The 26,493-nt window shown below is 62.5% G+C and carries 29 protein-coding genes; 5 read left to right on the top strand and 24 right to left on the bottom strand.

The genetic code is table 11. The features are described 5' to 3' along the window. Nucleotides 1-79 precede the first annotated feature (79 nt). The 20 genes from hisA to QMF81_RS05550 all read right to left on the bottom strand — a co-directional run bounded on the left by hisA (nt 80) and on the right by QMF81_RS05550 (nt 17,116). Nucleotides 80-835, bottom strand: coding sequence for a 1-(5-phosphoribosyl)-5-[(5-phosphoribosylamino)methylideneamino]imidazole-4-carboxamide isomerase (gene hisA / locus QMF81_RS05645; protein ID WP_281752856.1), 756 nt, complete (start codon nt 833-835; stop codon nt 80-82). Nucleotides 836-844: 9 nt separating this feature from the next. Then, nucleotides 845-1,471: a hypothetical protein gene (locus QMF81_RS05640; RefSeq protein ID WP_281752854.1), complete on the bottom strand. Its 627-nt coding sequence runs from the start codon at nt 1,469-1,471 to the stop codon at nt 845-847. Beyond that, nucleotides 1,468-2,058: an imidazoleglycerol-phosphate dehydratase HisB gene (gene hisB / locus QMF81_RS05635; protein WP_281752852.1), complete on the bottom strand. Its 591-nt coding sequence runs from the start codon at nt 2,056-2,058 to the stop codon at nt 1,468-1,470. The genes QMF81_RS05640 and hisB overlap by 4 nt, the downstream gene beginning before the upstream one ends. Next, the gene (gene tatC, locus QMF81_RS05630) at nt 2,055-2,918 is read right to left on the bottom strand and encodes a twin-arginine translocase subunit TatC (RefSeq protein ID WP_281752850.1); all 864 of its coding nucleotides are present in this window, start codon (nt 2,916-2,918) and stop codon (nt 2,055-2,057) included. Before tatC ends, hisB begins: the two co-directional genes overlap by 4 nt. Continuing rightward, complete coding sequence (tatB, locus tag QMF81_RS05625; RefSeq protein ID WP_281752848.1) at nt 2,915-3,247, bottom strand: Sec-independent protein translocase protein TatB; 333 nt, start codon at nt 3,245-3,247, stop codon at nt 2,915-2,917. Before tatB ends, tatC begins: the two co-directional genes overlap by 4 nt. A 13-nt stretch (nt 3,248-3,260) precedes the next feature. After that, nucleotides 3,261-4,802, bottom strand: coding sequence for a glutamine-hydrolyzing GMP synthase (guaA, locus tag QMF81_RS05620; RefSeq protein WP_281752846.1), 1,542 nt, complete (start codon nt 4,800-4,802; stop codon nt 3,261-3,263). A 12-nt stretch (nt 4,803-4,814) separates the two neighbouring features. Beyond that, complete coding sequence (guaB, locus tag QMF81_RS05615; RefSeq protein ID WP_281752844.1) at nt 4,815-6,275, bottom strand: IMP dehydrogenase; 1,461 nt, start codon at nt 6,273-6,275, stop codon at nt 4,815-4,817. 19 nt (nt 6,276-6,294) lie between these two features. After that, nucleotides 6,295-6,999 (bottom strand): ABC transporter ATP-binding protein, encoded by a 705-nt coding sequence (locus QMF81_RS05610; protein WP_281752841.1) that lies wholly within the window; start codon nt 6,997-6,999, stop codon nt 6,295-6,297. Further along, nucleotides 6,992-7,780: an ABC transporter ATP-binding protein gene (locus tag QMF81_RS05605; protein WP_281752839.1), complete on the bottom strand. Its 789-nt coding sequence runs from the start codon at nt 7,778-7,780 to the stop codon at nt 6,992-6,994. The genes QMF81_RS05610 and QMF81_RS05605 overlap by 8 nt, the downstream gene beginning before the upstream one ends. A gap of 3 nt (nt 7,781-7,783) precedes the next feature. Beyond that, a complete protein-coding gene (locus QMF81_RS05600; protein ID WP_281752837.1) occupies nt 7,784-8,998 on the bottom strand; it encodes a branched-chain amino acid ABC transporter permease in 1,215 nt (404 codons plus the stop codon). A gap of 2 nt (nt 8,999-9,000) precedes the next feature. Continuing rightward, nucleotides 9,001-9,909: a branched-chain amino acid ABC transporter permease LivH gene (locus tag QMF81_RS05595; protein ID WP_281752835.1), complete on the bottom strand. Its 909-nt coding sequence runs from the start codon at nt 9,907-9,909 to the stop codon at nt 9,001-9,003. Between the two features lie 104 nt (nt 9,910-10,013). Beyond that, complete coding sequence (locus tag QMF81_RS05590; RefSeq protein WP_281752833.1) at nt 10,014-10,973, bottom strand: branched-chain amino acid ABC transporter substrate-binding protein; 960 nt, start codon at nt 10,971-10,973, stop codon at nt 10,014-10,016. Between the two features lie 88 nt (nt 10,974-11,061). Further along, nucleotides 11,062-11,637, bottom strand: a complete 576-nt coding sequence (locus tag QMF81_RS05585; RefSeq protein WP_281752832.1) for a tetratricopeptide repeat protein — start codon at nt 11,635-11,637, stop codon at nt 11,062-11,064. Continuing rightward, a complete protein-coding gene (locus QMF81_RS05580) occupies nt 11,634-11,756 on the bottom strand; it encodes a CcmD family protein (RefSeq protein WP_281752830.1) in 123 nt (40 codons plus the stop codon). The genes QMF81_RS05585 and QMF81_RS05580 overlap by 4 nt, the downstream gene beginning before the upstream one ends. 25 nt (nt 11,757-11,781) lie before the next feature. After that, nucleotides 11,782-12,459, bottom strand: a complete 678-nt coding sequence (gene ccsA / locus QMF81_RS05575) for a cytochrome c biogenesis protein CcsA (RefSeq protein WP_281752828.1) — start codon at nt 12,457-12,459, stop codon at nt 11,782-11,784. After that, complete coding sequence (locus QMF81_RS05570) at nt 12,460-13,116, bottom strand: heme exporter protein CcmB (protein ID WP_281752826.1); 657 nt, start codon at nt 13,114-13,116, stop codon at nt 12,460-12,462. After that, nucleotides 13,110-13,763: an ABC transporter ATP-binding protein gene (locus tag QMF81_RS05565; protein ID WP_281752824.1), complete on the bottom strand. Its 654-nt coding sequence runs from the start codon at nt 13,761-13,763 to the stop codon at nt 13,110-13,112. Before QMF81_RS05565 ends, QMF81_RS05570 begins: the two co-directional genes overlap by 7 nt. Next, nucleotides 13,760-15,628 (bottom strand): cytochrome c biogenesis protein CcsA, encoded by a 1,869-nt coding sequence (ccsA, locus tag QMF81_RS05560; protein WP_281752822.1) that lies wholly within the window; start codon nt 15,626-15,628, stop codon nt 13,760-13,762. Before ccsA (QMF81_RS05560) ends, QMF81_RS05565 begins: the two co-directional genes overlap by 4 nt. Nucleotides 15,629-15,638: 10 nt before the next feature. Then, nucleotides 15,639-16,076, bottom strand: a complete 438-nt coding sequence (locus QMF81_RS05555) for a cytochrome c maturation protein CcmE (RefSeq protein WP_281752820.1) — start codon at nt 16,074-16,076, stop codon at nt 15,639-15,641. An 8-nt stretch (nt 16,077-16,084) separates the two neighbouring features. Further along, nucleotides 16,085-17,116, bottom strand: a complete 1,032-nt coding sequence (locus QMF81_RS05550) for a hemolysin family protein (protein ID WP_281752817.1) — start codon at nt 17,114-17,116, stop codon at nt 16,085-16,087. A 90-nt stretch (nt 17,117-17,206) separates the two neighbouring features. On the opposite strand from QMF81_RS05550, the gene QMF81_RS05545 reads away from it, so the two are divergent. Beyond that, nucleotides 17,207-18,124, top strand: a complete 918-nt coding sequence (locus QMF81_RS05545) for a hypothetical protein (protein ID WP_281752815.1) — start codon at nt 17,207-17,209, stop codon at nt 18,122-18,124. A 33-nt stretch (nt 18,125-18,157) separates the two neighbouring features. On the opposite strand, the gene QMF81_RS05540 is transcribed toward QMF81_RS05545, so the two are convergent. Continuing rightward, complete coding sequence (locus QMF81_RS05540) at nt 18,158-19,267, bottom strand: hypothetical protein (RefSeq protein WP_281752813.1); 1,110 nt, start codon at nt 19,265-19,267, stop codon at nt 18,158-18,160. A gap of 225 nt (nt 19,268-19,492) precedes the next feature. Between QMF81_RS05540 and QMF81_RS05535 the strand changes: the two genes are divergently transcribed. From QMF81_RS05535 to QMF81_RS05520, 4 genes are read left to right on the top strand one after another with little or no spacing between them, the layout of a single operon-like run. Continuing rightward, nucleotides 19,493-20,635: an ABC transporter permease gene (locus QMF81_RS05535; protein ID WP_281752811.1), complete on the top strand. Its 1,143-nt coding sequence runs from the start codon at nt 19,493-19,495 to the stop codon at nt 20,633-20,635. Between the two features lies 1 nt (nt 20,636). Continuing rightward, the gene (locus QMF81_RS05530) at nt 20,637-21,395 is read left to right on the top strand and encodes an ATP-binding cassette domain-containing protein (RefSeq protein ID WP_281752809.1); all 759 of its coding nucleotides are present in this window, start codon (nt 20,637-20,639) and stop codon (nt 21,393-21,395) included. Next, complete coding sequence (locus tag QMF81_RS05525; protein ID WP_281752807.1) at nt 21,392-22,414, top strand: MlaD family protein; 1,023 nt, start codon at nt 21,392-21,394, stop codon at nt 22,412-22,414. Before QMF81_RS05530 ends, QMF81_RS05525 begins: the two co-directional genes overlap by 4 nt. After that, nucleotides 22,411-23,043, top strand: a complete 633-nt coding sequence (locus tag QMF81_RS05520; protein ID WP_281752805.1) for an ABC-type transport auxiliary lipoprotein family protein — start codon at nt 22,411-22,413, stop codon at nt 23,041-23,043. Before QMF81_RS05525 ends, QMF81_RS05520 begins: the two co-directional genes overlap by 4 nt. Here the strand turns inward: QMF81_RS05520 and QMF81_RS05515 are convergent. From QMF81_RS05515 to QMF81_RS05505, 3 genes are read right to left on the bottom strand one after another with little or no spacing between them, the layout of a single operon-like run. Further along, entirely contained in the window at nt 23,006-23,896 is an 891-nt protein-coding gene (locus tag QMF81_RS05515; protein ID WP_281752802.1) for a TIGR00730 family Rossman fold protein, read from the bottom strand. The two genes, QMF81_RS05520 and QMF81_RS05515, sit on opposite strands and share 38 nt — an antisense overlap. Beyond that, nucleotides 23,889-24,290, bottom strand: a complete 402-nt coding sequence (locus tag QMF81_RS05510) for a Rid family detoxifying hydrolase (RefSeq protein ID WP_281752800.1) — start codon at nt 24,288-24,290, stop codon at nt 23,889-23,891. Before QMF81_RS05510 ends, QMF81_RS05515 begins: the two co-directional genes overlap by 8 nt. 32 nt (nt 24,291-24,322) lie before the next feature. Continuing rightward, nucleotides 24,323-26,488 carry an STT3 domain-containing protein gene (locus QMF81_RS05505; protein WP_281752937.1) on the bottom strand — a complete coding sequence of 722 codons (2,166 nt, stop codon included), beginning with the start codon at nt 26,486-26,488 and terminating at the stop codon, nt 24,323-24,325. Nucleotides 26,489-26,493: the final 5 nt, after the last annotated feature.

Below are 26,493 nucleotides of genomic sequence, written 5' to 3'. Positions count from 1 at the left end.
TCAGCCGCCTACTGCCTCGACGCCTGGATCGGCCAGGGCAGCGAGGTGGCGCCGCACGCATTGAGAGCGCCATCAGCCCCTACTGCGGCGAGGATTCGCCAGCGCTTTCCTGGGCGGCGATCCAGGCCATGACTTCCGCGAGGTCAAGAGTACCTGTATAGATGGCCTTGCCGGTGACCGCGCCCTGAAGCCCCTGGGCGCACAAGGGATACAACCGCTGAATATCAACCAATGTCGTCACCCCGCCGGCAGCGATGACCGGCAGGCGCGTCAGGGAAAGCAGCCGTGCATAGCACGACGGGTCTACACCGCTTCCCATGCCGTCGCGACTGATATCGGTGTACACCACGAAGGCCGCCCCCGCCGCCTCGAGGCGGGGGAGCACATCCTCCACCGTGAGCCCGGCATCCGCCACCCAGCCCTTGGTCTTGAGCCGACCGTCGCGGGCGTCCAAGGAGACCCCGATACGTCCGGGAAATGCCGCGCAAAGGGCGGCGAAAAGCTCCGGGTCCTCCAGGGCGATGGTACCGATGATGAGCCGCGTGACCCCGGCATCGAAATAGGCCTGGGCCACTTCCCGGCTGCGGATGCCGCCGCCGAGCTGCACAGGGATGGACACCGCCGCACACAACCGGGCGATGAGGTCCCGGTTGCGGGGCTCGCCGCTGAACGCCCCATCCAAATCCACCACATGGAGCCAACGCGCCCCCTGGTCTTGCCAATGGAGCGCCATGGCCACCGGGTCTTCGCCAAAGACCGTCACCTGATGGGCCTCCCCCTGGCGCAGGCGCACGCAGCGGCCGTCCTTGATGTCCACCGCAGGAAAAACAATCATGCCAACCCCTTACAGCCCCAATTCGCGAAATCCTTGTGCCACGGCCTCCCGCGCCAACTCCCCGGCAGAAAGCCACCGGCCCTGACGGCGGGCAAACTTTCCCGCCAAGAAAAGGTTCTCCACCAGTCCGCGCTGCTCTTCCTCGTAGTGGAAACGCCGCACCGCACCTGAGGCGGTCTCCACCACATAGAGGTCCAGAATCACGTGGGCGGGCCGCTCAACACCCCACTCACCACCAATACGGTCCTCCCAAAAGAGCACAAAAGGCACGAGCACGAAGTCCGCCTCCGCGCAGCGCCCCACCTCCTGCCAGTAGCGCACGGCATCCAGGCGACGGCCTTCCGTGGTCTGTGCCAACACCTGCTCCGCACATCCTGCAACCACCTGCGGCGCAATCACCGGGCGCGGACGCTTGGCCGCCTCATCGAGAAGGATCTGGGTGAGCGCAGCCCGGTCCTCGGCGCGCAGGACGACCTTTTCTTGGGGCAGCACCCCGGCCAAAAGCTCCCAATCCGCCTGCGGGAGCACCGGAGCCGCCACTGCCATGCGGGCAGTCTCCGGCATGGGCGGCATGGTGACCCTGGGAGCGCAGGCGGCAAGGAGAATCATGCCCAAAAGAACCAAGATCTTTTTCATACGTCCAACCCTCCCTTGGTACTCAGCACGCCGGAGCGCTCCGGCCGCACGGCCTGCCGCAGGGCAAGGCCCATGGCCTTGAAGGCGGCTTCCAGCACATGATGGGCATTGGTGCCGTAACAGAGTTCCACATGCAGATTGCAGCCGGCCCGAACGGCAAAGCTCTTCCAAAACTCCCGCCACAAGTCGGCCTCTTCGCCCGCGACCATGGGCGGCAATATCTCCATCCCCCGCACCACCAGGTAGGGCCGACCGGAAAAATCCACCACTACCCGCGCCAGGGCCTCATCCATGGGGACGAAGGCCGCTCCTACCCGGGCGATACCGATGCGATCGCCCAAGGCCTCCCGCATGGCGTCCCCCAAGCACAAGCCCACGTCCTCCACCGTATGGTGGGCATCAATGGCGAGATCGCCCTCGGCACGCACCGCGAGGTCAAACCCCGCCCAATGGGCACACAAGGTGAGCATATGGTCGGCAAAGGCATAGCCGGTGGCAACCGTCGCTCGGCCCTGACCATCGAGACAAAGCTCCACCTCGATAGCGGTTTCCGTGGTGCGACGGCGGATATTGGCATGACGGCTCATGCGGCCTCCTCCTCAGGGAGAGGTTTCTTCGTGCCAAAGAGATACGCCACCCAAACGCCAATTTCGTACAGCACGAGCAACGGGGCAGCCATGAGGAGCTGCGAGACCACATCGGGCGGGGTGAGGATGGCGGCCACGATAAAGATCACCAACACGGCATATTTCTGTTGTTGCCGCAGCCATTTGCCCGTCACGACGCCAAGGCGGGCCAGGAAAAAGATCACCAGTGGCAGCTCAAAGATCACTCCAAAGGCGATGAGCATCTGCACGGCAAAGCTGAAATACTCACTGAGGGAAGGCATGGGCTTGACGATATCCGTGGCGTAGCCCACAAAAAACTCAAATCCATAGGGGAAGACTACGAAATACCCAAAACACGCCCCCACGACAAAGAATATGGCGGACAACAAGGCAATGGGGATCAAATACTTGCGCTCGGACTCATAGAGTCCTGGCGCCACAAAGAGCCACATTTGGTAGAATACATACGGGCTTGCCACGAAAAACCCCGCCAATGCCGCGGTTTTGACGTAGGTAAAAAAGGCCTCAGGAAGGGCGGTATAGATGAGGGTCCCACCGGTGGGCAAAAGGACGTCCAGAAGCGGCCGCATGAGGAGATGGAACAGGTCCTCGGCAAAGCCGTAGCAGGCAAGAAATCCAACACCGATGGCAATGAAGCTCCGCACGAGCCGCGTGCGCAGCTCCTCCAAGTGTTGGGTAAAGGTCATTTCCGCATGGGGATTTGCGGCATCGTCATCGGTGGGTTCCGTCAATGACGCATCTTCGGGGAGTTCAGGAGCCGGCCCATCAACCATGTCCCGATGCTCGTGGTCCTCTGGAACGCGCAAGCCCTCGCTCATGCGGTTGTATCCTCCGTGGTTGGCGCCGCCGCCTCTGGGGTCTTTGCAGCCGTCGTCGTGGCCTCAGGCGAGGCTGCCGTCCCCGCGGTGCCGGGCTGCGGCCCCTTGCCATCCCCGAAAAGCTCTTTGCGGGCGGCCTCGGCCTTGGCCTTTTGCTCCGCGGCCTCGGCCTCCATCTCGATGGTGCGCTTGACGTCGGTGGTCACCCGCCGAAACTCACCCAAGGCCTTCCCGATGGACTTGGCCACATCCGGCAGTTTGGACGGCCCAAGGACAATGAGCGCCACCAACAAAATGACCAAGATCTCTGTGGAACCGATGCCAAACATAGACGCTCTCCCCTTACTCCCACTCAATGGTGCTCGGCGGTTTGGACGAGATGTCGTAGACCACGCGGTTGACGCCCTTGACCTCGTTGATGATGCGCGTGGACATACGCGCCAGGATTTCGCTCGGCAGCCGCGTCCAGTCCGCAGTCATGGCATCCAGGGAATCCACGATGCGCAAGGCCACCACATGCTCGTAGGTGCGTTCGTCCCCCATGACGCCGACGGTCTTCAAAGGCAGCAGCACGGCAAAGCCCTGCCACACCTTGGAATACCAACCGGAGGCCGCAAGCTCGTGCTGCACGATGCGGTCCGCCTGGCGCAAAATCTCCAGGCGCTCCCGAGTCACTTCGCCGATGATGCGGATGGCCAGTCCAGGCCCCGGGAAGGGGTGCCGCCAAATGAGAAAATCCGGCAACCCCAGCTCCTGAGCCACCTTGCGTACCTCGTCCTTGAAGAGCTCGCGCAGCGGCTCCACGAGCTCCAAGGCCATGGTCTCGGGGAGTCCGCCCACGTTGTGATGGCTCTTGATGACCGCCGAGGGGCCTTTGAAGCTCACGGATTCAATGACGTCTGGGTACAAGGTGCCTTGGGCGAGAAAGCGCACGCCTTGGATCTTGCGCGCCTCGGCCTCGAACACCTCGATGAAAGTATGACCGATGATCTTGCGTTTGCGCTCCGGATCTTCCACGCCCGCCAGGCGGGAAAGAAACGTCTCCTGCGCCTGGACGAAGTGGAGATTCAAGTCGAAATGGCGCTGCAAATAGCCGATGACCTCGTCCCCTTCCCCGGCGCGCAAAAGCCCGTTGTCCACAAAGATGCAATGCAGATGCTTGCCGATGGCGCGGGACAGCAGCACTGCCGCCACTGTGGAGTCGATGCCGCCCGACAGACCGCAGACCACCTGGGCGTCGCCAATGCGCTCTTTGGCCGCACGGATGGCCTCTTCCACGAACGAGGCCATGGTCCAGGAGGCCGAAAGCCCCGCCACCTCGAAGAGGAAGTTGCGCAGGATGTCGCTGCCCCGCTCGGAGTGGGCCACCTCGGGATGAAACTGCACGGCATACAAGCGGCGCTCCACGCACGCCATGGAGGCTATCGCCACCGACGGCGTGCTGGCGGTCACCACAAACCCCGGCGGCATCTGCAGCACGGTATCGCCATGCGACATCCACACCGTGAGCGGCTGCTCTTCAATCCCTGCCCACAGCGGACACGGGGCCGCGAAGGAAAGCTCGCTGCGGCCGTATTCCCGGTCCGTGGAAGGGACCACCTGACCGCCCAAAAGCTTGGCCATGAGCTGCATGCCGTAGCAAATGCCGAGCACCGGCACGCCCATCTCGAAGACGTGCGGATCGATGGTCGGCGCATCCGGCGCATGGACCGATGCCGGCCCTCCCGAGAGGATGATGGCCGCCGGGCGCATGGCGGCGATCTCCGCCAAGGGGATCGTGCACGGATGGATCTCCGAATAGACCCCTGCTTCCCGCACCCGCCGGGCAATGAGCTGCGTATACTGGGAGCCAAAATCAACGATGACAACTTTCTCCACGTCCATACCGCGCTCCCGTTAGTACGATTCCACCCGGTAATTGGGGGCCTCTTTGGTGATGATCACGTCGTGCACGTGGCTCTCCCGCAGTCCTGCGGTGGAAATCTCCACGAAACGGGCCTTTTCCTGCAGGGTGGGGATGTCCGCAGCACCCACATAGCCCATGCCCGAGCGCAGTCCGCCCACCAATTGATCGATGGTGTCCATGACCGAACCTTTGTACGGCACCCGGCCCACGATTCCTTCGGGCACCAGCTTTTTGGAGCCTTCTTGGAAATAGCGATCGCTGCTGCCTTCCTTCATGGCGTCGATGGATCCCATGCCCCGGTAAATCTTGTAGGTGCGGCCCTGGTAGAGGATGGTCTCCCCGGGGCTCTCGTCCGTGCCGGCGAACATGGAGCCCATCATCACCGTATCCGCGCCAGCCACCAAGGCCTTGACCACATCTCCCGAAAACTTGATGCCGCCGTCGGCGATGCAATGCCGACCGAACTCCCGGCAGGCCCGCGCGCACTCCATGATCGCCGTGATCTGCGGCACTCCGACTCCGGCCACGATGCGGGTGGTACAGATGGAGCCCGGCCCGATGCCCACTTTCACCGCGTCCGCACCCGCCTCGAGCAAGGCCCTGGCCCCGGCATAGGTGGCCACGTTGCCGGCAATGAGCTGCACCTGCGGCCAGGCGGCCTTGATGGCCCGTACCCCTTCGAGGATGTTGCGGGAATGGCCGTGGGCGGAATCGAGCACCAGCACGTCCACGCCAGCCTTGATGAGGGCCTCGGCCCGCGCAAGCCCCGCCTGCCCCACGCCGATGGCCGCGCCCACCCGCAGCCGACCATGGGAGTCCTTGCAGGCATTGGGATATTTGCGGATCTTGTCGATATCCTTGATGGTGAGCAGGCCGCGCAGCTTGTTGGACTCATCCACCACCAGCAGTTTCTCGATGCGGTTTTCGTGCAAGTGCCGCTTGGCCTCGTCGAGCGAGATGCCCATGGGCACGGTGACGAGGTTCTGACTCGTCATCACCGCATGCACCGGGGTGGCAAGATCCGTCACAAACCGCACGTCACGATTGGTAATGATCCCCACCAACCGGTCTTCCTCCACCACCGGCAGACCGGAGATACGGTACTCCTGCATGAGTTCCAGCACGTGTCCCACCGTATCGTCAGGGGCCACGGTGATGGGGTCGAGGATCATGCCGGACTCCGACTTCTTGACCTTGAGGACCTCCAGGGCCTGGCGCTCCACCGGCATATTTTTGTGGATGATGCCGATGCCTCCGGCTCGCGCCAGGGAGATGGCCATGCGCGACTCGGTCACCGTATCCATGGCCGCGCTCAAAAAGGGGATATTCAAACGGATTTCTCCCGTCAGCCAGGTGCCAATATCCACGGCATCGGGCAGTACCTCGGAGTAGTCCGGCAGTAGCAAGACATCGTCAAAGGTGAGTGCCTTACCGAGTATTTTCTCCGACATAGACTTCACTTCCATGGTTTCAGATACCCAGATATGCCTTGCGGACCTCTTCATTGGCGAGCAAGGCGTGCGCCGAATCCTCAAGCGCGATGCGGCCATTTTCCATCACATAGCCCCGATGCGCGATCTTGAGGGCCTGGTGGGCGTTTTGTTCCACCAAAAACACCGTGGTCCCGGCTTCGTTGACCTTGCGAATAATGGCAAAGATCTGCTGGATGACGATGGGGGCAAGTCCCAAGGACGGCTCATCGAGCAAAAGCAGCCGCGGCCGCGCCATAAGCGCGCGGGAGATGGCGAGCATCTGCTGTTCACCGCCGGACAAGGTGCCCCCGAGCTGCCGCCGCCGTTCGGCCAAGATGGGGAAGAGCGCAAAGACATAGTCGAGGTCTTCCGCGATGCCGGCCGTATCGTTGCGCAAAAACGCCCCTAACTCCAGATTCTCCATGACCGTCATCTCCGGGAAGATGAGCCGGCCTTCAGGCACCTGCGAGATCCCCAGGGCCACGATGCGGTCCGGCCGCATGGTGTGGATGGGACGGCCCTCGAAAAGCACCTCGCCGCGCCGCGGCGGGGTAGCGCCGCAAATGGACATGAGGGTGGTGGTCTTGCCAGCGCCATTGGCCCCGATGAGGGTCACGATCTCCCCTTTGTGGATGGAAAGGGAGACATCATGCAGGGCTTGGATATTGCCATAGAACGTGCACACGCCTTTGAGCTCAAGCATGCTCCACCTCCCCGAGATAGGCCTTGATGACCCGGGGGTCGTGGCTCACTGCTTCCGGGGTGCCTTCGGCAATGAGGCAGCCATATTCCATGACGTAAATACGTTCCGAAATGGACATCACCATACTCATGTCGTGCTCGATGAGCAAAATCGTCAGACCAAATTGATCGCGGATCTGGAGCACCAACTCCTTGAGAGCGGCAGTCTCCTGGGGGTTCATGCCCGCCGCCGGCTCATCGAGCAGAAGCAGACGGGGTTCGGTGGCCAAAGCGCGGGCGATTTCCAGGCGGCGCTGCTGGCCATACGGGAGGTTGGCGGCCAGTTCGTTGTACCAACGGTGCAGCCCCAGGGCCTTGAGCAGCGCATAGCTCTTCTCGACGATCTCCGCCTCTTCCCGGCGCACCCAGCCTGGCCGGAACACCGCGCCAAAGATGCCGGCCTTGGTGCGGCAATGGCGCGCCACCATGACGTTTTCCAAAACACTCATGTTCTGGAACAGGCGGATATTTTGAAAGGTACGGGCCATGCCCAGGGCAGTGACGGCGTTGGGTTTCATACCGCCGATGCGCACCGGCGCGCTTCCCCTAGGGGTGAAATACACCTCCCCTTCCGTGGGGGTGTAGATACTCGTCACACAATTGAAAAACGTGGTCTTCCCCGCGCCATTGGGGCCGATGAGGGAGACGATCTCCCCATCGCGCACCACGACGGTCACGTCGTTCAAAGCGCGCAGCCCTCCAAAGTTCATGGACACGGAACGGACATCCAAAACCGATTCCATCGACTACTCTCCACTCAGCTCAAGTTCCCGGTCCACGATGCGGTACTGCTTGCTTCGCGCAGGGATCATGCCTTGAGGACGAAAGACCATCATGAGGACCATGGCTGCCGCAAAGAGGATCATCCGGTATTCCGAGAAGGCGCGCATATACTCAGGCAGCAGCACCAAAAACGCGGCGCCGAGAATGACGCCCCAATTGGATCCCATGCCTCCCAGCACCACGATGGAGAGGATGATGGCCGACTCGAAAAACGTAAAACTGGCCGGATTGATGAATGTGGTCTTGGCGGCAAAGATGACGCCCGCAAATCCTGCCCAGGCCGTGCCCAACCCAAAGGCCATGAGTTTGACTGTCACGCGGTCGATACCCATGGCCTGGCAGGCCACTTCATCCTCACGCAATGCTTGCAGTGCGCGCCCGACACGGGAATCCTTCAGGCGCTCCGCCACCACCAGGGTCAACACTGCGGCCACGAACACAATATAGTAGATGTAAATATTGGTGCCAGCCACAGTCATTTCCTGACCAAAGAGCCCAGGGCGATCGATATTGGAAATCCCGGAAGGACCGCCTGTCAGCGCACTCCAATTTTCCAAGACCAGCCGAACGATCTCCCCAAAACCGAGGGTGACGATGGCCAGATAGTCGCCCCGCAGCCGCAGCACCGGAAAGGCAAGCAGCACACCAGCCACAGCGGCGAGCACGCCCCCGATGGGCAGCACGGTCCAAAATCCCCACCCGAAATAATGGTTGAGCAAGGCGTAGGCGTAGGCGCCGATGGCATAAAAGGCCGCGTAGCCCAGAAAAAGGAGCCCAGCGACGCCCACCACGATGTTGAGCCCAATACCCAGCATCACATAGAGAAAAAAGGAAATGAGGATATTGGTCTGATAGGTGGAGACGAACCAGGGAATCGCCAGGAAAATCACCAGGAGTCCTGCGCCCAAGGGGCGCACCCATGCCGCAGACTCCCAAGGGCGCAGGGCGCCTCGCCCGCCCCGCGCGTCGGCACTGCGCTGCATATTCTCCCGCCGGGCAAGGGCCCAGCGCCACAGCGCCGAAAGGACAAAGGCACCGACACCCACGACCGCAAGGTTCACCCACCGCCATTGAATGGTGTTCTCAATGGTGTTTACCCGCACCACCACCAAAGGAAAGGTGAGGACCATAAACCACAGGCTGACGCCCAACGATTTGAGAAATTCACGTGCCACCATGACTATACTTTTTCCACCTTGGCCTTGCCCATGATGCCGGAAGGCCGAAAAATGAGAAAGATCACCAGCAACGAAAAGGCAAAGACGTCCTCATAGTCGCTGGAAATATATCCCGCGCCAAAACTCTCGGAGAGTCCCAAGAACAGCCCTCCCAACATAGCGCCAGGAAGTGAGCCAATGCCACCCAACACCGCTGCAGTGAAGGCCTTGATGCCCGCGAGGAACCCCACAGCAAAATTCACCATGCCCACATGAGAGGCAATGAGCACTCCACCGACCGCAGCCAGGGCAGAGCCGATGATGAAGGTCACCGAGATCACCCGATCCGCGTCCACACCAAGGAGCATGGCCATCTTGCGATTCTGGGCCGTGGCCCGCATGGCTTTGCCCATCTTGGTGTACTTGATGAACAGGGTGAGACCGGCCATGAGCACCGCGCTCACCACGACGATGAGAAAATCCGAAGAGGCGAAAATATGGGCGATGGGTTCAAGGAAGGCAAACTCCGGGATCAAGGACGGGAATGGAACAAAGTCCGAAGTCTGCACCAAAATGACATAGTTCTGCAAAAAGAGCGACATACCGATGGCGGAAATCAAAGGAGACAGTCGGCCCGCTTGACGGAGCGGTTTGTAGGCGATCTTTTCGATAGTATATCCATACCCCGCGCAATAAATCATGGAGACCAGCACCGCCAATACCAAAATAGCCGGGAGAGGAAATCCCATGGTCCCTAAAATTCCCGCAACGATAAGGCCTGTAAACGCCCCAATCATGTAGATTTCGCCATGCGCGAAGTTGATGAGTTCAATGATCCCATACACCATGGTGTACCCAATGGCGATCAGGGCATAGATGGATCCGCGGGTAAGTCCGCTCAAAAAGAGTTCAAAAAAATATTGTACATCCATGAATAGATTTCCTGAAAAACAGCGCTACATGAAGAAAAAACGCTCACCGTGGGATGATGAGCAGAATGAGGAGGGCGGGAGTATCTCCCGCCCTCAGGAAGCGACTATTTCATTTCCACGTACTTGCCGTTTTGCACCCGATACATGGAGAAGCCCACGCCTTCGGCGTCGCCACGGGCATCAAATTTGATCGTCCCCACCGGGGTGTCCACCTTCTCCGAGCGCATGACTTTGGCCATGGCGTCGAAGTCCGTGGAGCCCGCCTTGGCCACCGCGTTCACCGCCGCCAGCATGGCCGCGTAGGCGGAGTCGAAGAATGCACCCGGGTCCGTGCCGAACATGGCCTTGTGGGCTTCGATGGCCTGCTTGTTCAGGGCCAGGCCGGAGACGTCCTTGGGACCGGACGCGTAGACACCCTCGGCATCTTTGCCCGCCACCTTGATGAAGGTGTCATCCTTCACGCCGTCATCGGAGATGAAATGCACCTCAATACGTTTTTTCTTGATCTGGGAGACGAGCTTGGAGGCCTCCGGATGGTAGCCGCCGAACATCACCGTGTCCGCACCGGACTGCCGGATCTTCTGCACCACGGCAGAGTAATCCACCGCACCCGGAGTGATGCCTTCGAAGAGCACGATCTGCGCCTTGCCGCCCTCCTCGATGAACTTCTTGGCAAACTCCGCGTACCCCTTGCCGTAGTCGCCTTTGTCATGCAGCACAGCGATCTTTTTGGCACCCAGCTTGCCAATGGCAAAGTCCACCCCCAGCTTGGCCTGGGCATCGTCCGAGGCAATGGTACGGAAGAAGGTGGGATACTGGCCGCTTTGGGTAAGCTCGGGGTTGGTGGCAGAAGGCGAAATGACCATCACCTTGGCTTCGGTATAGATGGGCAGCGCCGCCTTGGTCGCGCCCGAGCAGATGTGACCGATGACCACCTTGGCGCCGTCGGAGACCAGCTTCGTGGCCGCATTGGTGGCCAGCTCCGGCTTGCACTGGTCGTCCTGCACCACGAGCTCGATCTGCTTCCCGCCGGCCACCACGAAACTGGAAATCTTTCCTTTCATCCGAACCTCCATGCACAGATTTAGGTTAGGGAGAAAACCATACGTCGCCAAGACGGCGGAAAAACCGTGGTATTTGCTTTCTCTACCATCAGCGACTTTGCGGTGTCAAAGCGTTTTCCGCCCCCAAGGCCGCGAGATCTTCTTTGGCCTGCGCCGCCAAGCGAGCGTCGGGACCACGAACCACGGCCTCAAAATGCCCACGGGCCGTATCCGTGGCGTTGAGGTAATAGGCATAGAGCACGCCAAGATTGTAGTGGGCGTGGGGATTTTGGGCATCCACCTGCAGCATGCGGGAAAAGACCTCCGCAGCCTCCGGATGACGCCCCAATTGGAACAAACACACCCCTTTTTGATTGAGGGCTTCCAGGTCTTCTGGGACCTTGCCAAGGAGCATGTCCCAAAAACTCATGGCCCGCGCCCAAGCGCCCATCTGCATAAAGAGCATGCCCAAATGCCGCATGGCATCCTGGTCTTCGGGGTTGGCCTGCAAGCGCTCCATGAGGGCGGAGACCTCGGCCATATCGCCCATGCCTTGGTTCACGGAGCGCCGCTCTTCATGCACCACGATGGAAGGATGCTCCACCCGGTAGGCCAAGGCGGCCAAACCAATGAGTACCGCCACTGCCAGGGCGAACCGCCCTCCCATGGCCACGGCCCGGTTCATGATTGCCGCTCCAAACGCGCAAGGCGCTGCTCGAGGCGCCGCAACGCCACCACCAATCCCGTGACGTACGCCGCCAGCGCCAACCACACCGCCCCATGGGCCAGCACCACATATTCCATAAAACCTCCTCGTCTCGCTCCAGAACTAGGCTTCGCGGCGCTCCAGCCGGGCACGGGCGATGCGCGAGACGCGCGCCGCCACCATGGCCAGCCGAAACCGCGCCAGGACCAAGGCCGCCACCAAAAGTCCAAAGGCCAGACCATGGACCACCAAGGCAACCCACATCTCCGGTTCCATTCCACCGCCTTGGGCGAGCACCACCGGGTGGATGGAGCGCCACAGCCGCGCGGACACGAACACCAACGGGACATCCACAAAGGCCACGATGCCCAGCACCGCACAGATCACCGGGCCGCGGCTTCCAAGATCCGAGGCGCGCAGGGCCAAGTACCCCGCATACACGAACCACAATACCAGCGTCGTGGTCAGCCGGGGGTCCCACGTCCACCACGTGTTCCACGCCGCCCGGCCCCAGAGCGCCCCAGTCACCAAGGCCAGGCCCGCCAAAAGCACGCCGACCTCCGCCAGCACGCCAGCCAGCACGTGACACCAAGCCCTCTTCTTCCACAGCACGCCAATGCTTGCCGCAAACACCCCGAAAAAGCACACAAACGCCCACCAGGCCAAGGGCACGTGGAGATAGAAGATCTTCTGCACCACACCCATGACCGCCTCCAGCGGCGCATACACCCAGACCGCCCATTGGGCCACTGCCAGGCCCACTCCGCCTGCCACGGCAGCCACGAGATTCCACCGGCCCATCTACCGACCTCGCAAAACAAAAGGAAAGAGGATCAAGGCCACGCCCAAAAACACGGCGTCAAAGGCCAAAGCGAGCCCCAGCCACTGCCCGACGCCAGCCTCCCCGGCCAGCACCATGGCCCCGCCCCGAATGCCGGCAAGGATCAAGGGCATCTGCAAGGGAAATACGATCACCGTAAGCAGGGTGTCCCGTGCCCCTTGGCTGAGCGCCCCCAAAAGCGCGCCCACAAGGCATAGCCCCACGTCCACGGCCAGGATCAAGGGCACCATCTCCCAGTTCCCCATGGCCACGCCCAAAAAGACCGCCGCCGCGGGAAAGAAGACGAGCTGACACCCCCCCAGAAGCACCAAGCCCACCACGGCCTTGGCCAGCCAAAAACTTTGCGGCGCAATCGGCGCAAGGAGCAAGGCCGTGAGCACGCCGTTTTCCTCTTCCAGACGAAAGAGGGTAGAACTCTGCAAGATACTCGCAAATACCGAGGCCAGCCAAAAAAGAGCCATGGCGTCCTGGGGGCTGAAGCGCTCGCCAGGGGGCGCGGAAAGGCTGAAGCCAAAGACCAAAAGCAGACCCAAGAGGATCGGTTGGGCCACATGCGCCCCCCGAGCCAAAACGAGGCGGGCGTCCTTGGCCATGACCGCCGCAGCGGACCTCAGCATACCGACTCCCCCGCAAAATCCCCGGCCGGACCGAGGTAGTGGACGCGTCCCCCGCGCAAGTGGAGCACCGACGTCGCCAAGGGAAGATCCCGCGCCACGTCGTGCGACACCCACACCACGGCCGCGCCGCTTTGGCGAAGGGACTGAATCTCTCGGTGGAGGAGCGCGACCGAAGCCATGTCCAGCCCAGTGGCGGGTTCATCCAAAAACACCAGGCGCGGGGCGAGCAGAATGACCCGCGCCAGCGACAACCGCTGGGCCATGCCCCGAGAAAACGTCCCCGCGGGCTCCATGGCCCACTGCGCAAGGCCGACCCGCCCCAGCACTGCCTCCAGGGTGGATTCGTCCGCCGGAAGTCCATACAGCCGAGCCCAAAAGCGCAGGTTTTCCAGGGCAGTCAAGGAGCCATACACGTACGTGCCATGGCCCATCATGGCCATGGCCTCTGGGCCCACCTGACTGTGCACCACGCCGTGGCGCGGCGCCATGAGGCCCGCCAAAAGCGCCAGCAGGGTGGACTTGCCGGCCCCATTGGGGCCGACCACGAGCAGGACCTCGCCCGCGCACACGCGAACGCCGACCCCCTGAAACACCCAGCGGTCCCCATAGCCGTGGGCGAGATCTTCTGCCCAAAGCAGTGGCTTCATGACTGCCGCGTGCGGCGCATGGCCATGAATGCGGCCACACACGCCAAGGTAGAGCCGATCCAAATCCAATTCACCAACGGCTGGAGGCTGAACTTGAAGCTTGCCTTCTCGGCCTCGTCAAAGCCCAGAAGGCTCGCGTATACCTCCCTCCCCAAGGACGGGATCACCGACACTTCCGCGAAGCTCTGGCGGAAGTTCGGATACAAGCGCTTTTCTGGCACCACGACGCCAAGCTCGCGACCGTCCCGCCACACCCGCACCCGCGCAGTGTGGCGCTCCACCGGGCCGTCGTGATCGTGGAGCAATTCCTCATACACAAAGCGGTACTCCCCCAAAACGGCCTCCCCGCCGCGGGCGAGTTCCACTTCCACTTCGGTCTTGTAGGCCGCAGAAAAAGCGATCCCCACGGCAATGAGTCCCATGCCCAAGTGCACTCCGTACGCCCCGAGAAGCGCCCGGGAGCGCAACCATTGGGGGCGACGCACAAAGACCATGAGCACGCAGGCAATGGTCATGAAACCGCCAAGGCCGCCGACCACGGCCAAAGGATGCCGGTAGCCCGCGAGGAGCATCCCAGCCGCGCCCAAGAGTCCGGAAAAGAGCACCACCCCAAGGCCCACCCGGTCCGCGATGCCGATCTTCTGGGCAAACCAAGGACACACGGCCATGAGCAGCATGAGGCCAGCCCCCAAGGGAAGACAGGCGCGGTTGTAAAAGTCCGCACCCAAGCCCTGGGTGGAAGTACTCCACAAACCGCTCAAAAGCGGCCAGGTGACCCCCACGAGTACGACCACCGCCATGCCCACCAAAAGCCAGGCCGCCACAAAGAGCATCCCCGGCCGATTCCAGATGGTCTCATCGGTGGGGGCGCCGGACGGGGTCCGTAGGGTCACGTATACGGTCCACCCGATCCCCAAGAGCAGCAGCACCAAAAGCGGTACCCCCATGCGACTGCCCCCAAAGGCATGCAGCGACTCGATCATGCCGCTGCGCACCACGAAGGTGGCAAAAAAGCACAACAGCACGGTGATCCACGCGAGAAAGACATTGGTGCGAAAAAGGGCACCACTGCGCCCCGCCACCGCGGTATGGAGAAAAGCTGTGCCCGCAAGCCACGGGATGAGTGAGGCGTTTTCCACCGGATCCCAGGCCCAGTATCCGCCCCAGCCCAGCTCCATGTAGGACCACCAGGCCCCCAAAGCGATGCCTGCGGAAAGAAAGCTCCAGGCCGCCAGATTCCAATTGCGCATGGCAAAGATCCAACCCCGATCCCCGGCCAAGGCTCCGGCCACGGCCATGCATGCCGGCACGGTATAGGCCGCGTATCCTAAAAAGAGCAGCGGCGGATGGAAGATCATGCCGGGATTTTGCAGCAGTGGATTGAGACCATTGCCCTGCTTGGGCGCCGGGTCCAAACGCAGAAACGGATTGCTCGGGCCGGTCAAGGCATAGAGAAAAAAGAGTTCCACCGCGAGGTAAAAGAGCCAAAAGAGGACCTTGCCCGGCTCACTCAGGCTCCGGTAGCCCTCCGTGCGGGCGACCACCATGCCCATCACCGCCAGGGCCACATACCAGAACAAAAACGAGCCGTCCTGGCCCGCCCAAAACGCGGTCACGGCGTAGAAGAGCGGCAAAAAGGTGTCCGTGTAGTCGCGCACGTACACAAAAGAAAAGTCCCGAATAGCCAAGGCGTACACGAGCACCAGCGACACCAAGAGCGCCACGGCGGCCAACGCCGTCTGGGACCGCTCGAGCACGGTGAGAGAGACCGTCTCCCCCGCGGCAAGGCGCAAGGCCGAGGTCACGGCCACATAGATCCCGCCCACCAGACAGGCGAAAAGGAGCACAAAGCATACGGCGTGCATGAAACCTCCATTAGGAACCGGTATATCCCGGCGGCCGCATGCGGCCCTGTTCATCTTTCTGATACTTGGATGGGCATTTGGTCATGAGCACCGTGGCATCGAAGGTCGTGCCCGAAAGTGTGCCCTCCACAATGACTTCCACGCCGGGCTTGAAGGTGTCTGGAACGGCACCCGAATAGCGCACCAGGAGCCGCTGGCTGGGGTCGTCTTTGTCCTGGAGCACGAAATTCGCCCCCAGGCCGCTTGCCGGACGATCCAGACCTTCGGCGAGCACCAGCCCAAAGAGCCGCGCCGGATGGCTCTGGCCGGCAGGCATGGCCAGCGCCTCACGGACATTGAGAAAATACATCTTTTCCTGAGAAATCCCGCTCACCACCAAGTAGCCGACCCCTGCCGCCACCAGGGCAAAGGCCACTGCGTACATCCATCCTTGTCTTGCCTTGAGCATTGTTCTCCTCATGAAGGCCGGACCTTACGCCGGCGCCGCGCCAGCTCCTGCATGTCCGCCACCTGATCGGTCTCGTCCACAATTTCCTTGCCGAGAATCTCTTCGAGCACGTCTTCCAGACTCACCACGCCGGACACCCCGCCGTATTCGTCGAGCACCACCATAAGATGGGTGCGGCTTTCCAAGAAGCGGACGAGCAAACGGTCCAGATGCATTCCTTCCGGCACGAACTCCACCGGCCGGACGAGGTTGACGAGCGGCAGGTGGTGTTTGTCTTCGGCCAGGGCCTGGAGCACTTCCCGGCGGTATACCAATCCGACAATATCTTCGGGATCGCTGCCTGCATACACCGGTACCCGACTATGCGGCCACGGGGCGCCCTTACGCCAAGCCTCATCCACGGTCAAATCCACCGGGAGCGAAAAGATCACCAGGCGCGGGGTCATGATGTCGGCCACGGTCTTGCGGTCCAAGGCCAAGATGTTGCGCAACGAAGACTCTTCGTACGGGCGAATGACCCCGGCCTGGCGGGAGAGGTGGATCATGGCCACAAGGTCTTCTTCGGTGGCCAGCGGTCCGTGATGACTACCGCCTTGAATCCAGCGCACGACCCCTTGCACGAGAAAAATCCACGGCCGCAGCAGGACCGTGAGCCCGGCCACCAACGGTGCCAGCACCGTAGCCGTGGCCCGACAATGGGTCACGCCGATGGTTTTGGGCACTACCTCGGAAAGGAGCAGGATGAGCAGGGTAAATCCTGTGGAAAAAGCCCACAGCCATTGCTCCCCGAGCACTTCTCCGGCCACGGCCCCAGCCACGGCCGCGCCTGCGGTATTGGCCACCGTATTGAGCGTCAAGATCGCGGTAATGGGTCGATCGATATGGGTGCGCAGGCGGTAGAGCACCTCTCCCGCCGAACGTTTCTGGTGCCGCAGTCCTTCGATATAGCTCCACGGGACTGCGTACAGGGCGGCTTCCGCCAAGGAACACAATGCGGACACCCCCGCCACCAAGACCACCGTGATCACCAATGCCACCACGCCCGCCTCCTTGGGGCCATCTTGCCCCGCGGCCGCCTTTGCGGCACAAGACCCGCCAGCACTTCGACTTTTTCTGTAAGGATGCCTGCCATGACCGTTGTCCTCACCACCTGGACTCTCCTGCTTCTTCCTGTCGTCGTCCTCGCGGCTGCCCTCTTTTGGGGCGCCCCCATCATCGCCCTGGTGAGCGAACTGGCCGCGGCGGTGAGCAAACGGCCGCTGCCGCTCCGGCTCGCCCAGCAGCAAAGCCGCCTCGCCCTCGTGGTCCACCCGGCCGTGTGGGCGGGCATGGGGGCGATCCTCTGGGCTGCCATGCCGGGCATTGGACCCCGGTTCCAAGAAGATATGCTCCCGTGGACGACCATCATCCTGGCTGCCGCCGGCTCCTGCCTTACCATGGCCTGGGCGCTCACCTGGAACCTTGCCCGCCAGCGCCGAGGGTTGCATATCGTCTTAGGGTGTGCTGCCAACATGTGCCTCAAGTACGGGTATTGGGGCGGCATCCTCTTGGTGAGCGGCGCCATCCCTGAAGCCATCCCCTGGGCCCTGGCCAGTCTCTGGCCCGTGGCGGCCCTTTTTGGCGCCAGTTGTTGCGGCCCGCTGTATCTCGTGCTGCGCCGAAACGCCGACGACTGGGGACGGGACTACTACCGCTATAGCGCGCAGGTGCTGGGAAGGTGGGTTGCCGGCACCGCCGTGCTCCTCGCCGCAGGGATGGCCTGGGTCGTTCTCGCCTATCATAAGACTGCCAACCTCTTTCTGCCCCCGCTCTTCTTCCCGGCGGTAGCGGCGGCAGGACTGCTTGCCTGCTGCGCCCTCATGGGACTCGTCCTTGCCCGCGCCGAGCATCCCATGCGCCACAAACTCGTCATGGTTGCTCTCTGGGCCGCAGGGCTCGGGGCCATTGTCCTCCTGGCCTTGGCCGTTGCCGAAGGCGCAAGTCACTACGTCCCGGGCTGGAACATCCTCACCCCAGTGCCGAGCATCCTCGAGCGCCTCGGCGGATAAGGGGCCCCGTAGGCGCTGCATCCGGTTTGGCGCTTACGGACAAGCGGCAAGGACAGCGTCTGAGCAGTCCGCCGTATGCGATGCCCGGCCCAGCCGGCACTTCCAAATTTCCAAAAAGGCCAGCCGTACCAGCTCGTCGCGCGAGAGGCTGTGGCGGTATTTTCCGCTTTCCAACAATGCCGCGAACGTTTGATCGCGCACCTGGGCCTGCATGGCAGAAAGCGCGCCCTGCGCCAAGGACTGCAAGCGGTCCGAGGACAAGGCGCGCACCTTCTTGGCCAACGCGATGGCTTCTGCAAGCAGCGGGAGCCTTGGGGACTCCAAAACCGCGCGAAAATCCACGGCAAACCGCCGCATGCCCGCCAGGATGTGTTCGGGCTTCACCATGTTGATCCCCGCCCATCCTGCCCGCAGCCACTTGAAGGAAGCCACCCGGGTGCGGTCGCCCTCGGGCACGAACACCGCGATGGAACACCCTTCGTACATATAGGATTTCACCCATCCCAAAAGGCCGCCCAGGCCCACGGTATTGGAAAAGAGGTAATTCCAGTCGCGGTCCTCACCCACCACAAGGCCGCGTTTGCCCACGGACGACGGCTGCTCCTGGCAGGCCACGGAAATAAGTACCGGATCTCCGGAAACCGAACTCACGGCCACGGCCCGGTGCTGCATATACTCATAATATCCGCCGGTATCCAAATTGGGGGAGATGACCTCCCGCTCGATGCCATGCACCACCCGTGGGGTGCCCAGATCGCTGACCAACTGCCGCATCCCCTCCTTGGCCGCCTCCGTGGTCCACTCCTGAAACCGAATGGACGACGGCATGGTGGCGTACGACGGCACGTCCGGATGGTAGGCATACGGCACCACCCGGGAAAACGGGGCGTTGACGGTGAACACGGAGACTGCTCCCGAGATCTCTCCACGCTTGGGCAATGCAAAGGCGCTGTCGTCGGGGAGCGAACGCACCAAGCGCACCATTTCCGCCACCGCTTCCGGGGCCGGCGAAGTCTCGGCCGCTGGCAGCACGAGCAGCTGCTCCACGGCTTGGCGAGCCTGGACGGACAGATCGAGCTCCTGCGGCGCGCCCCAGGCAATGCGTCCCCAACAAATCAATATGATACCAATCCACCAACGCATTGGAAGGTACTCCTCTCTCAAGATTATCCCTGCCCATGGCAGGGCGCAGTCCTCCTTCCACAGCCCGAAGGCGAACTCAAGGGGCAGAAACAGCCTGGCCTTACGGGAAGTTCGAGATGGAACACGGCGCGTTTTTCCCAAGCACCACAATGGATGTGCCCAAGCCCACGCCACCCCGAGGCCGGAAAGTGGACGGCAGCGCTCCTTTGAAGTAGGCGCCGCCCCATGACCACTGCCTATCGCCTGGAGTCCACAAGCGACGGTCTTGTCGTGTTGCTGCCACCCAATATTCCCGTGGCCAGGCTGGCTGCCATCGCCCAGGAGATCCTCTCCCATTGCGGGACAACCACGCACCAGATCCATATCCTTCTGCAAGAACTCTCGCCCTCCTGCCCCGACGCCCCCTCCGCGCGCCCCGAGACTGATTGCCCGCCAGCAGATACCGCCGTGGCCCTGGCCCGTGCCCTGGGCCGTGCCGCCCAAGCCCGAGGGATGTCCGTCACCTACGCCCCCCGCCTCGAAGCGGCCATAGCGGTGCTCTCCGTGCCGCTTACCGAACCCAACGCCGCGACACGCGAAGGACTCTTGGCCCGCTTTGGCCGCAAAACCCTGGAAATTGCCCGCACCTGTCTGGACCATGCGTCATTTCTGGGGGAGGTGTGTCTTTGTCTTGTCGGCGTGCTTCGCCACCCCACGAGGCTGCGCGCCAGGGACACCGTCGCGGCCATGCGCTCCGTGGGTGTGGACGCCGTGCCCATCGTGGGGCTCATCGGCTTTCTTTTGGGCCTCATCATGGCCTTCATGTCCGCAGTGCAACTCGCCCAATTCGGGGCCAACATCTATGTGGCCTCCCTGGTGGCCTTGGCCATGGTGCGGGAACTGGGCCCCATCATGACCGCCATCGTGGTGGCAGGCCGATCCGGCTCGGCCTTCGCCGCGGAGATCGGCACCATGCGCGTTTCCGAAGAAGTGGACGCCCTCATCACCATGGGTTTTGATCCGGTACGTTTTTTGGTGCTGCCCAAGCTCGTGGCCTCGGCCTTGGTGGTGCCGCTCCTGGCGCTCTACGCCAACGCCTTCGCCATTGCCGGCGGCCTGGTGGTGGGGGTATTCATGCTCGACCTCACGCCCACGGCGTACATGCAGCAGACCTTCCGCACCCTGGCCTTGTTCGACGTGGTCTGGGGATTTTTCAAAAGCGGACTCTTTGCCATCCTCATCGCCCTGGTGGGCTGCCACCGCGGCTTTGCCGTGCGCGGCGGGGCGGAAAGCGTGGGCCGCGCCACCACCTCCGCTGTGGTGACGAGCATCTTTCTCATCATCTTCGTGGATTCGGTACTGGCCGTAATCCTGCGGTACTGGAGATAAGATGGCGCCCATCATCGAGGTCCGCAATCTCACCATGGGCTTTGGCAGCCGCATCCTGCTGCGGGATGCCTCCTTTACCGTGCACCGCGGCGAGGTCTTCGCCATCCTTGGAGGGAGCGGCTGCGGCAAGTCCACCCTTATGCGCGTCCTCATGGGCCTGGTGCGTCCCCTGGCCGGGAACATCACCATCGCCGGCGACGTCCTCGACCCGGACGATGCGGCGAGCTACGGACGCATCCTTGCCCGCATGGGCGTCATGTATCAGGGCGGTGCGCTCCTCTCCTCGCTTACCTTAGCGGAAAACATCCTGCTGCCGCTTACCGAAGGGGCGGGCGTACCTGAAGACCTGGCCTGGGATCTGGCCCGCCTCAAACTTGCCCATGTGGGGCTCTCCGGGTTTGAACATTTTCTCCCCGAAGAGATCTCCGGCGGCATGCGCAAACGCGCGGCCATTGCCCGGGCCCTGGCGCTGGATCCAGACATCCTCTTTCTCGATGAGCCTTCCGCCGGGCTCGACCCCATCACCTCGGCGGAGTTGGACGCCCTCATCACGCGCCTCAACCAGAGCCTCGGCACCACCGTGGTGCTGGTGAGCCATGAGCTCCCCTCCATCCTCAGCGTCGCTCACCGCGTCATCGTGCTGCACAAAGAAACCCAATCCATCGTGGCCCAAGGGGACCCGCACCTGCTGCGGGATCACCCTCCCCATCCCTTTGTGGACCACTTCTTCCACCGCACCCCTCTGGAGGATGCGCCATGAAAACCCATTCCGTCCACGTGGCGGTAGGTCTCTTTATGACCATCGGCATCGCGCTGGCCACCGCGGTCATCATTTGGCTTGGCGCAAGCTCCATCCTGGACCGCGGCACCGTGTTCGTCACCTACTTCGACGAATCGGTCCAAGGGCTCTCCGTAGACTCTCCGGTCAAATACCGCGGCGTACCCGTGGGTCGGGTGAGTGCCATCCGCATCGCTCCGGACGGCCGCCTCATCGCCGTGGAGCTCACCATCTCCAAAGAACACATCCACAACATGGAAGCACAGCGGGAAAACATGGTCGCCACCCTCTCCAACGTGGGGATCACCGGGGCCATGTTTGTGGAGCTCAATACACGCCCGCCCCACGAGCCGGACCTCTCGCCCAAGCTCTCCTTCACCCCGCCGCTGCCGCTGGTGGCCTCGCGGCCGTCGGACATCAAAAAGCTCTTCCAGGAAATCGACACCATCACCAAACAGATCCAATCCGTGGATTTCGCCGGCATCTCCCGCCAAACCCTCGGTGTCCTGCAGACCATGGACGGCACCCTCAAAGCAGCGCGCATCGGGGATATCGCCAACGAAACCCTGGCCCTGGTGGCCGACGTCCGCCACGCCCTCTCGCGCGAAAAACTCACCCGCCTCACGGATGACGTGAGCCACGCCGCCCGGGCCATGCGCGGGGCGGCAGAGGCCGCGCAAGCCCAAGTCGCCGAGCTTGGCGCGCTGACTCGCGATCTCCGCGCCCTGGTGGCCGCCAACCGCCCGCATGTGGACACCGGTCTTGCGGCCATGGCCGAGAGCGCCCAAACCCTTTCCGCCATCTTGGATCATACCCAAGGCACCATCACCGGTGTGGGGGCCGGCGCCCGGCAAGGGACCGAGCGACTCCTCACGACCCTGGAATCTCTCGAACGCACGGCCGCCAATCTGGAACTCCTTTCCGCGCACCTCAAAGACCAACCGTCTCTGCTCTTCTTCTCCGCCCCGCCCCAACCTTTGCGCGCCACGGAGGAACCATGATGCGCATGCTGCCTCTGCTCTGCACCCTCTGCCTCGGGCTTTTCCTTGGCGCCTGCGCCAGCGCGCCGGTGCCGCAGTTTCGCCTCCACACCCTGGAGTACGCCCCCCCATCCCAGGACCTTGCGCGCGTGCCTGCCATCCTCCGCGTGGCCCACTTCGGCATCGCCCCGGAACTGCGCACGCCCGCCCTGGTGGCAAGCCGGCCTTTTTCCCGCAGCGACATCCCGTTGGAACGCTGGCGCGCCCTGCCCTCGGAGCTTGCCGCAGATTTCTTGCGCCGGGACTTTACAGCAAGCGGTGTCTACACTGCGGTGGTGGAGGCTGGGGCATACCTCCCCTCGGATTTCATCCTGGAAGGTATGGTGGAAGAGTGGAGTAAACGCCAAAGTGCGCACGCAGACGAAGCGCGCCTCGGCATCACCCTCACCCTGGTGGATGCCCGGGCCCCCTTGGCCCAGGCCGTGGTCTTTCAGCGCCGCTACGACGAAGTCGAACCCTGCCCCAGCCCGACAGGAGACGGCATGGCTCAGGCCATGAGCGCGGCCATGGCCCGCCTCTCCGCCCGCGTGCAGGCCGATGTGCAGGCCGCCATCACGGCGCGGCGTGGACTTCCAGGGACGCAGCAATGATCTCCCAGGCCTCTTCGGCGCTGCTCACGTACCGAAAAAGCCGCACGTCCTCGGGATTGATGGTGCCTGCATCCACCAAGGCCTCGAAGTGAATGACCTTGGTCCAAAAGCGCTTGCCGAAAAGGAGTACCGGCATGGGCCGCACCTTGCGGGTCTGGATCAAGGTGAGGGCCTCGAAGAGTTCATCCAAGGTGCCAAATCCGCCGGGAAAGGCCACCAAGGCCTTGGCGCGCATGAGCAGGTGCATCTTGCGGATGGCAAAATAGTGGAATTGGAAGCACAATTCAGGGGTGATGTACGGGTTGGGGTGCTGCTCAAAGGGGAGCACGATATTCATGCCAATGCTCTTGGCGCCGACGTCATGGGCGCCCTGATTGGCCGCGGCCATGATGCCGCCGCCACCGCCGGTGATGACCACCAGCCCGCGATCCCTGCCCTTTTCCGATACCAACCGGCCAAGCTTTCGGGCTTCTTCATAAAAATGGGCATAGGTGACGGCGGTTCGCGCCCGGGAGAGTTCCTGGCGCAGGAGCAGGTCGTCGGGGTTTTTCTTGAGCGCCTCGAGTACCTTTTCCAGACGCAGCGCCGCGGCTTCTGGATCCAGGAGGCGGGCACTGCCATACACCACCACCGTGGCCTCGATCCCCTGCTCCTGCAAGATGAGCTCCGGCTTGAGGAGTTCAAGCTGGAGACGTACCGGCCGCAGCTCTTCGCGCAGCAAAAACTCCTGGTCCTGAAAGGCAAGGCGATAGGACGGCGATGCCGTCTGCGGGCAGTCCACGTGCAAGGTGGCCGAACGGGCGTCTTCATGGGCGGAAGGAAACACCCCAAAACGGCGGGAAAGCTTAGGCATGCGGACCTCCTTGGCCGGCGTCCATGACGGCTACGGCGCGGACCTCCACCAACGCCCCCAAAGGTAGGGCCGCCACCCCAACCACGGCCCGGGCCGGACGGTGCTCCCCAAAGAACTGGGCATATACGGCGTTGAACTCGGCAAACCACTCCAGGTTGGTCACAAAGACATCCACGCTTGCCACTTGCTCAAGGCCCGCCCCGGCGGCGCGCAAAATGGCCGCCATGTTGGCAAGCGCCTGCCGGGCCTGGGCGGCAAATCCCTCCACAAGACGGCCACTGGCAGGGTCGATCCCCAATTGCCCACTGAGGAAAAGCAGCGTTCCTGCCTGGATGGCCTGGCTGTACGGCCCCACCGCCGCAGGCGCGGCATCGGTACTGATGGCTTCAAGCATATCCTCTCCGTACTCTCACGACCACAAACACATCACTGGGACACTCCGCCCAGCACCCCTGCCTGGCGCACGCGGTACACCCGCACCCAAGGGTAGCGGTCCACCACCAATTCCAAATACGGCGCCGCTGCCGCTGGATCTCCAATCAAGAGCTGCACCATCATGGAGCCAAAGGCGCGGTTGTCTGCGATGTGGATGGAATTGGCCGCTTCATTGACAATGGCGTTGAATCCAGATCCCGCATTCCACGCCATCTGCCGCGGCGGCGGTCCCACGAAGAAAAGCTTCTCCAAGGCAAAGGTGCGGCCGCCATTCATGAGCAACCCTGCCTGGGTGTCGATATCCGTTTTCCCGGCAATGGGTTGGAGTATGGCTGGGGCACTGACGCCGGTCTCCACATCCCAATGGCCGAAGAAGGAAATCCATCCCGCGATACGCATGTTCTCCCACGTGACCACCAGGTACTGCTCGGGAAGCGGGTCCCAGGAGAGGTCTTCACGGGCCAGGCGACGCAAAAACTCCTTGGTACCTTGGGGGCCGAGTTTGCGAAAACCGATAACCGGGTCGGTCATGGCGCTGCCGTTGGTGGCCGCAAGCTGGCTCTGGGTGACGAACTTCATGATTTGCGCGGCCTCGCGCGGGGAGTTCGTCATGTGCACCCGCGCCAAGGGGAAGAGCCACGGCCCATCGTGCAGGCCGCCGTCGCCAAAGCTCATGCGCTCCGCAAAATACTGTGCGGCATAGCCATAGTCCCACCATTGCCAAAGCCGGGCGTCCGGCGGGGTAATCTGCCGCAGCTGCAGATATGTTTCGGCAAAGACCTTGGGAATCACCGGTATGGGGACCACCTGCCGCATGACGTCCGCTGCGGGCCACAAGGCAAAACAGCTCAAGACGAGCTGGGCAATCCAGCGCCGCCCTTGGCGTGCAGTCAAGCGCCGCACTCCCCAGGCCACGGCAAAGGCGAGGCCGATGCCTGCTGGAACGCCGCCATACATGGAAAAACGATTCCCCAGCCAGACGCTGGCCACGCCAAGGCCCCAAAACGGCGCAAACACCCCCAATACGGGCCAGCGCCAAAGGGCCAAGGCAAAGCCCAGCGAAGAGACCACAAACAGCCACCCCCGGCCCGCCACGCGCTCCATCATGCCCCACCAATCGAGATTTTGGGCCTCCCGGATGCTCTGCGTCACGGAGGGCAACTTCAAGGTATCCGAGGCGATGCTGTCCACCGAGGAATTCTTGGTAAACATGGATGCGCGCAGGGCGTAGTCATGGAGCACTCCGGCAAAGTCGGAAAAATACGCCGCCACAAGCGCAGCCACCACTGCCGCCCACAAAAGTTCAAGGCGCCGAGGGCCGGTCTGGGCCATGGCCGCCACGGCCAGCCCCCCAGGCACCAGCCCCCAAAGATCGAAAAACATGAGACAAAACATGGCCAACAGCGCCAAAAAAGCCTGAGGCCAAAGCTCCCTCCGCCCGCATACGGCCACAAGAAGTGCGGCTCCCCCCAATACCGCCAGAATAATCGTGCCGCTTTGCGGGTAAAACCCGCGGCTGAGCATCCCCGCAACACCCACCACCACCGGCCAGACCATCTCGTGCCGCAGCGCACGCAAGCGCCCGCCCCAACGCTCGCCAAGAGCCCCCTGCAGCCACACGGCGCACAGGGCCGCCACCAGGGTGGGAAAAAACAAGGAAAGAATATCCGTGTCGCAAAAGCCGATGCGAGTGCGGACCAAGAATCCAAGGCTGGTGCCTGCCATCACCCCAGCCAAGGCCCCGGCCTCGGGCACGCCCAAGCGGAAGGCAAGCCAGCACACCGGCACACAGGTGATGGGCGTCACCACCACCGGCAGCCAAAATCCGATAACCCCCAAAGGCAAACCCGTAAGGGTATGGATGGCGGCAATGCCACGCGCCAACCAGGTGTGCACGTAGCCGCCGATGCCTTTGGCCCCGGCAAGCCAGGCATAGGCATCGTGGGTGGCCATGAGCGGCTCATCCCCCACCCATAAGTGCGGCGTCATCCACAAGGGAAACTCCGTCATCCGAATAACGACGCCGATGGCCAGGGAAAGGATGAGGGCAAACCACAGCTCTCCACGGGCAGACAACTCCACCACGGACCGGGGGACGGCCCGGTCCGCGGCCGCCGAGGAAGATCGAATTTTCGCGAGAATGCAAGGCAACGGCATCACAC

This window comes from Thermodesulfomicrobium sp. WS (genome assembly GCF_027925145.1).
Classification (GTDB): domain Bacteria; phylum Desulfobacterota; class Desulfovibrionia; order Desulfovibrionales; family Desulfomicrobiaceae; genus Thermodesulfomicrobium.
The sequence above is the reverse complement of the archived record's forward strand: the minus strand, read 5'-3'. Positions and strand labels throughout refer to the sequence as shown.

What these genes read in the sequence shown, in the direction of transcription:
- hisA (WP_281752856.1), bottom strand. Translation starts at nt 835, where the DNA reads ATGATTGTTTTTCCTGCGGTGGACATCAAGGACGGCCGCTGCGTGCGC.
- QMF81_RS05640 (WP_281752854.1), bottom strand. Translation starts at nt 1,471, where the DNA reads ATGAAAAAGATCTTGGTTCTTTTGGGCATGATTCTCCTTGCCGCCTGC.
- hisB (WP_281752852.1), bottom strand. Translation starts at nt 2,058, where the DNA reads ATGAGCCGTCATGCCAATATCCGCCGTCGCACCACGGAAACCGCTATC.
- tatC (WP_281752850.1), bottom strand. Translation starts at nt 2,918, where the DNA reads ATGAGCGAGGGCTTGCGCGTTCCAGAGGACCACGAGCATCGGGACATG.
- tatB (WP_281752848.1), bottom strand. Translation starts at nt 3,247, where the DNA reads ATGTTTGGCATCGGTTCCACAGAGATCTTGGTCATTTTGTTGGTGGCG.
- guaA (WP_281752846.1), bottom strand. Translation starts at nt 4,802, where the DNA reads ATGGACGTGGAGAAAGTTGTCATCGTTGATTTTGGCTCCCAGTATACG.
- guaB (WP_281752844.1), bottom strand. Translation starts at nt 6,275, where the DNA reads ATGTCGGAGAAAATACTCGGTAAGGCACTCACCTTTGACGATGTCTTG.
- QMF81_RS05610 (WP_281752841.1), bottom strand. Translation starts at nt 6,999, where the DNA reads ATGCTTGAGCTCAAAGGCGTGTGCACGTTCTATGGCAATATCCAAGCC.
- QMF81_RS05605 (WP_281752839.1), bottom strand. Translation starts at nt 7,780, where the DNA reads ATGGAATCGGTTTTGGATGTCCGTTCCGTGTCCATGAACTTTGGAGGG.
- QMF81_RS05600 (WP_281752837.1), bottom strand. Translation starts at nt 8,998, where the DNA reads ATGGTGGCACGTGAATTTCTCAAATCGTTGGGCGTCAGCCTGTGGTTT.
- QMF81_RS05595 (WP_281752835.1), bottom strand. Translation starts at nt 9,909, where the DNA reads ATGGATGTACAATATTTTTTTGAACTCTTTTTGAGCGGACTTACCCGC.
- QMF81_RS05590 (WP_281752833.1), bottom strand. Translation starts at nt 10,973, where the DNA reads ATGAAAGGAAAGATTTCCAGTTTCGTGGTGGCCGGCGGGAAGCAGATC.
- QMF81_RS05585 (WP_281752832.1), bottom strand. Translation starts at nt 11,637, where the DNA reads ATGAACCGGGCCGTGGCCATGGGAGGGCGGTTCGCCCTGGCAGTGGCG.
- QMF81_RS05580 (WP_281752830.1), bottom strand. Translation starts at nt 11,756, where the DNA reads ATGGAATATGTGGTGCTGGCCCATGGGGCGGTGTGGTTGGCGCTGGCG.
- ccsA (WP_281752828.1), bottom strand. Translation starts at nt 12,459, where the DNA reads ATGGGCCGGTGGAATCTCGTGGCTGCCGTGGCAGGCGGAGTGGGCCTG.
- QMF81_RS05570 (WP_281752826.1), bottom strand. Translation starts at nt 13,116, where the DNA reads ATGCTGAGGTCCGCTGCGGCGGTCATGGCCAAGGACGCCCGCCTCGTT.
- QMF81_RS05565 (WP_281752824.1), bottom strand. Translation starts at nt 13,763, where the DNA reads ATGAAGCCACTGCTTTGGGCAGAAGATCTCGCCCACGGCTATGGGGAC.
- ccsA (WP_281752822.1), bottom strand. Translation starts at nt 15,628, where the DNA reads ATGCACGCCGTATGCTTTGTGCTCCTTTTCGCCTGTCTGGTGGGCGGG.
- QMF81_RS05555 (WP_281752820.1), bottom strand. Translation starts at nt 16,076, where the DNA reads ATGCTCAAGGCAAGACAAGGATGGATGTACGCAGTGGCCTTTGCCCTG.
- QMF81_RS05545 (WP_281752815.1), top strand. Translation starts at nt 17,207, where the DNA reads ATGACCGTTGTCCTCACCACCTGGACTCTCCTGCTTCTTCCTGTCGTC.
- QMF81_RS05540 (WP_281752813.1), bottom strand. Translation starts at nt 19,267, where the DNA reads ATGCGTTGGTGGATTGGTATCATATTGATTTGTTGGGGACGCATTGCC.
- QMF81_RS05535 (WP_281752811.1), top strand. Translation starts at nt 19,493, where the DNA reads ATGACCACTGCCTATCGCCTGGAGTCCACAAGCGACGGTCTTGTCGTG.
- QMF81_RS05530 (WP_281752809.1), top strand. Translation starts at nt 20,637, where the DNA reads ATGGCGCCCATCATCGAGGTCCGCAATCTCACCATGGGCTTTGGCAGC.
- QMF81_RS05525 (WP_281752807.1), top strand. Translation starts at nt 21,392, where the DNA reads ATGAAAACCCATTCCGTCCACGTGGCGGTAGGTCTCTTTATGACCATC.
- QMF81_RS05520 (WP_281752805.1), top strand. Translation starts at nt 22,411, where the DNA reads ATGATGCGCATGCTGCCTCTGCTCTGCACCCTCTGCCTCGGGCTTTTC.
- QMF81_RS05515 (WP_281752802.1), bottom strand. Translation starts at nt 23,896, where the DNA reads ATGCCTAAGCTTTCCCGCCGTTTTGGGGTGTTTCCTTCCGCCCATGAA.
- QMF81_RS05510 (WP_281752800.1), bottom strand. Translation starts at nt 24,290, where the DNA reads ATGCTTGAAGCCATCAGTACCGATGCCGCGCCTGCGGCGGTGGGGCCG.
- QMF81_RS05505 (WP_281752937.1), bottom strand. Translation starts at nt 26,488, where the DNA reads ATGCCGTTGCCTTGCATTCTCGCGAAAATTCGATCTTCCTCGGCGGCC.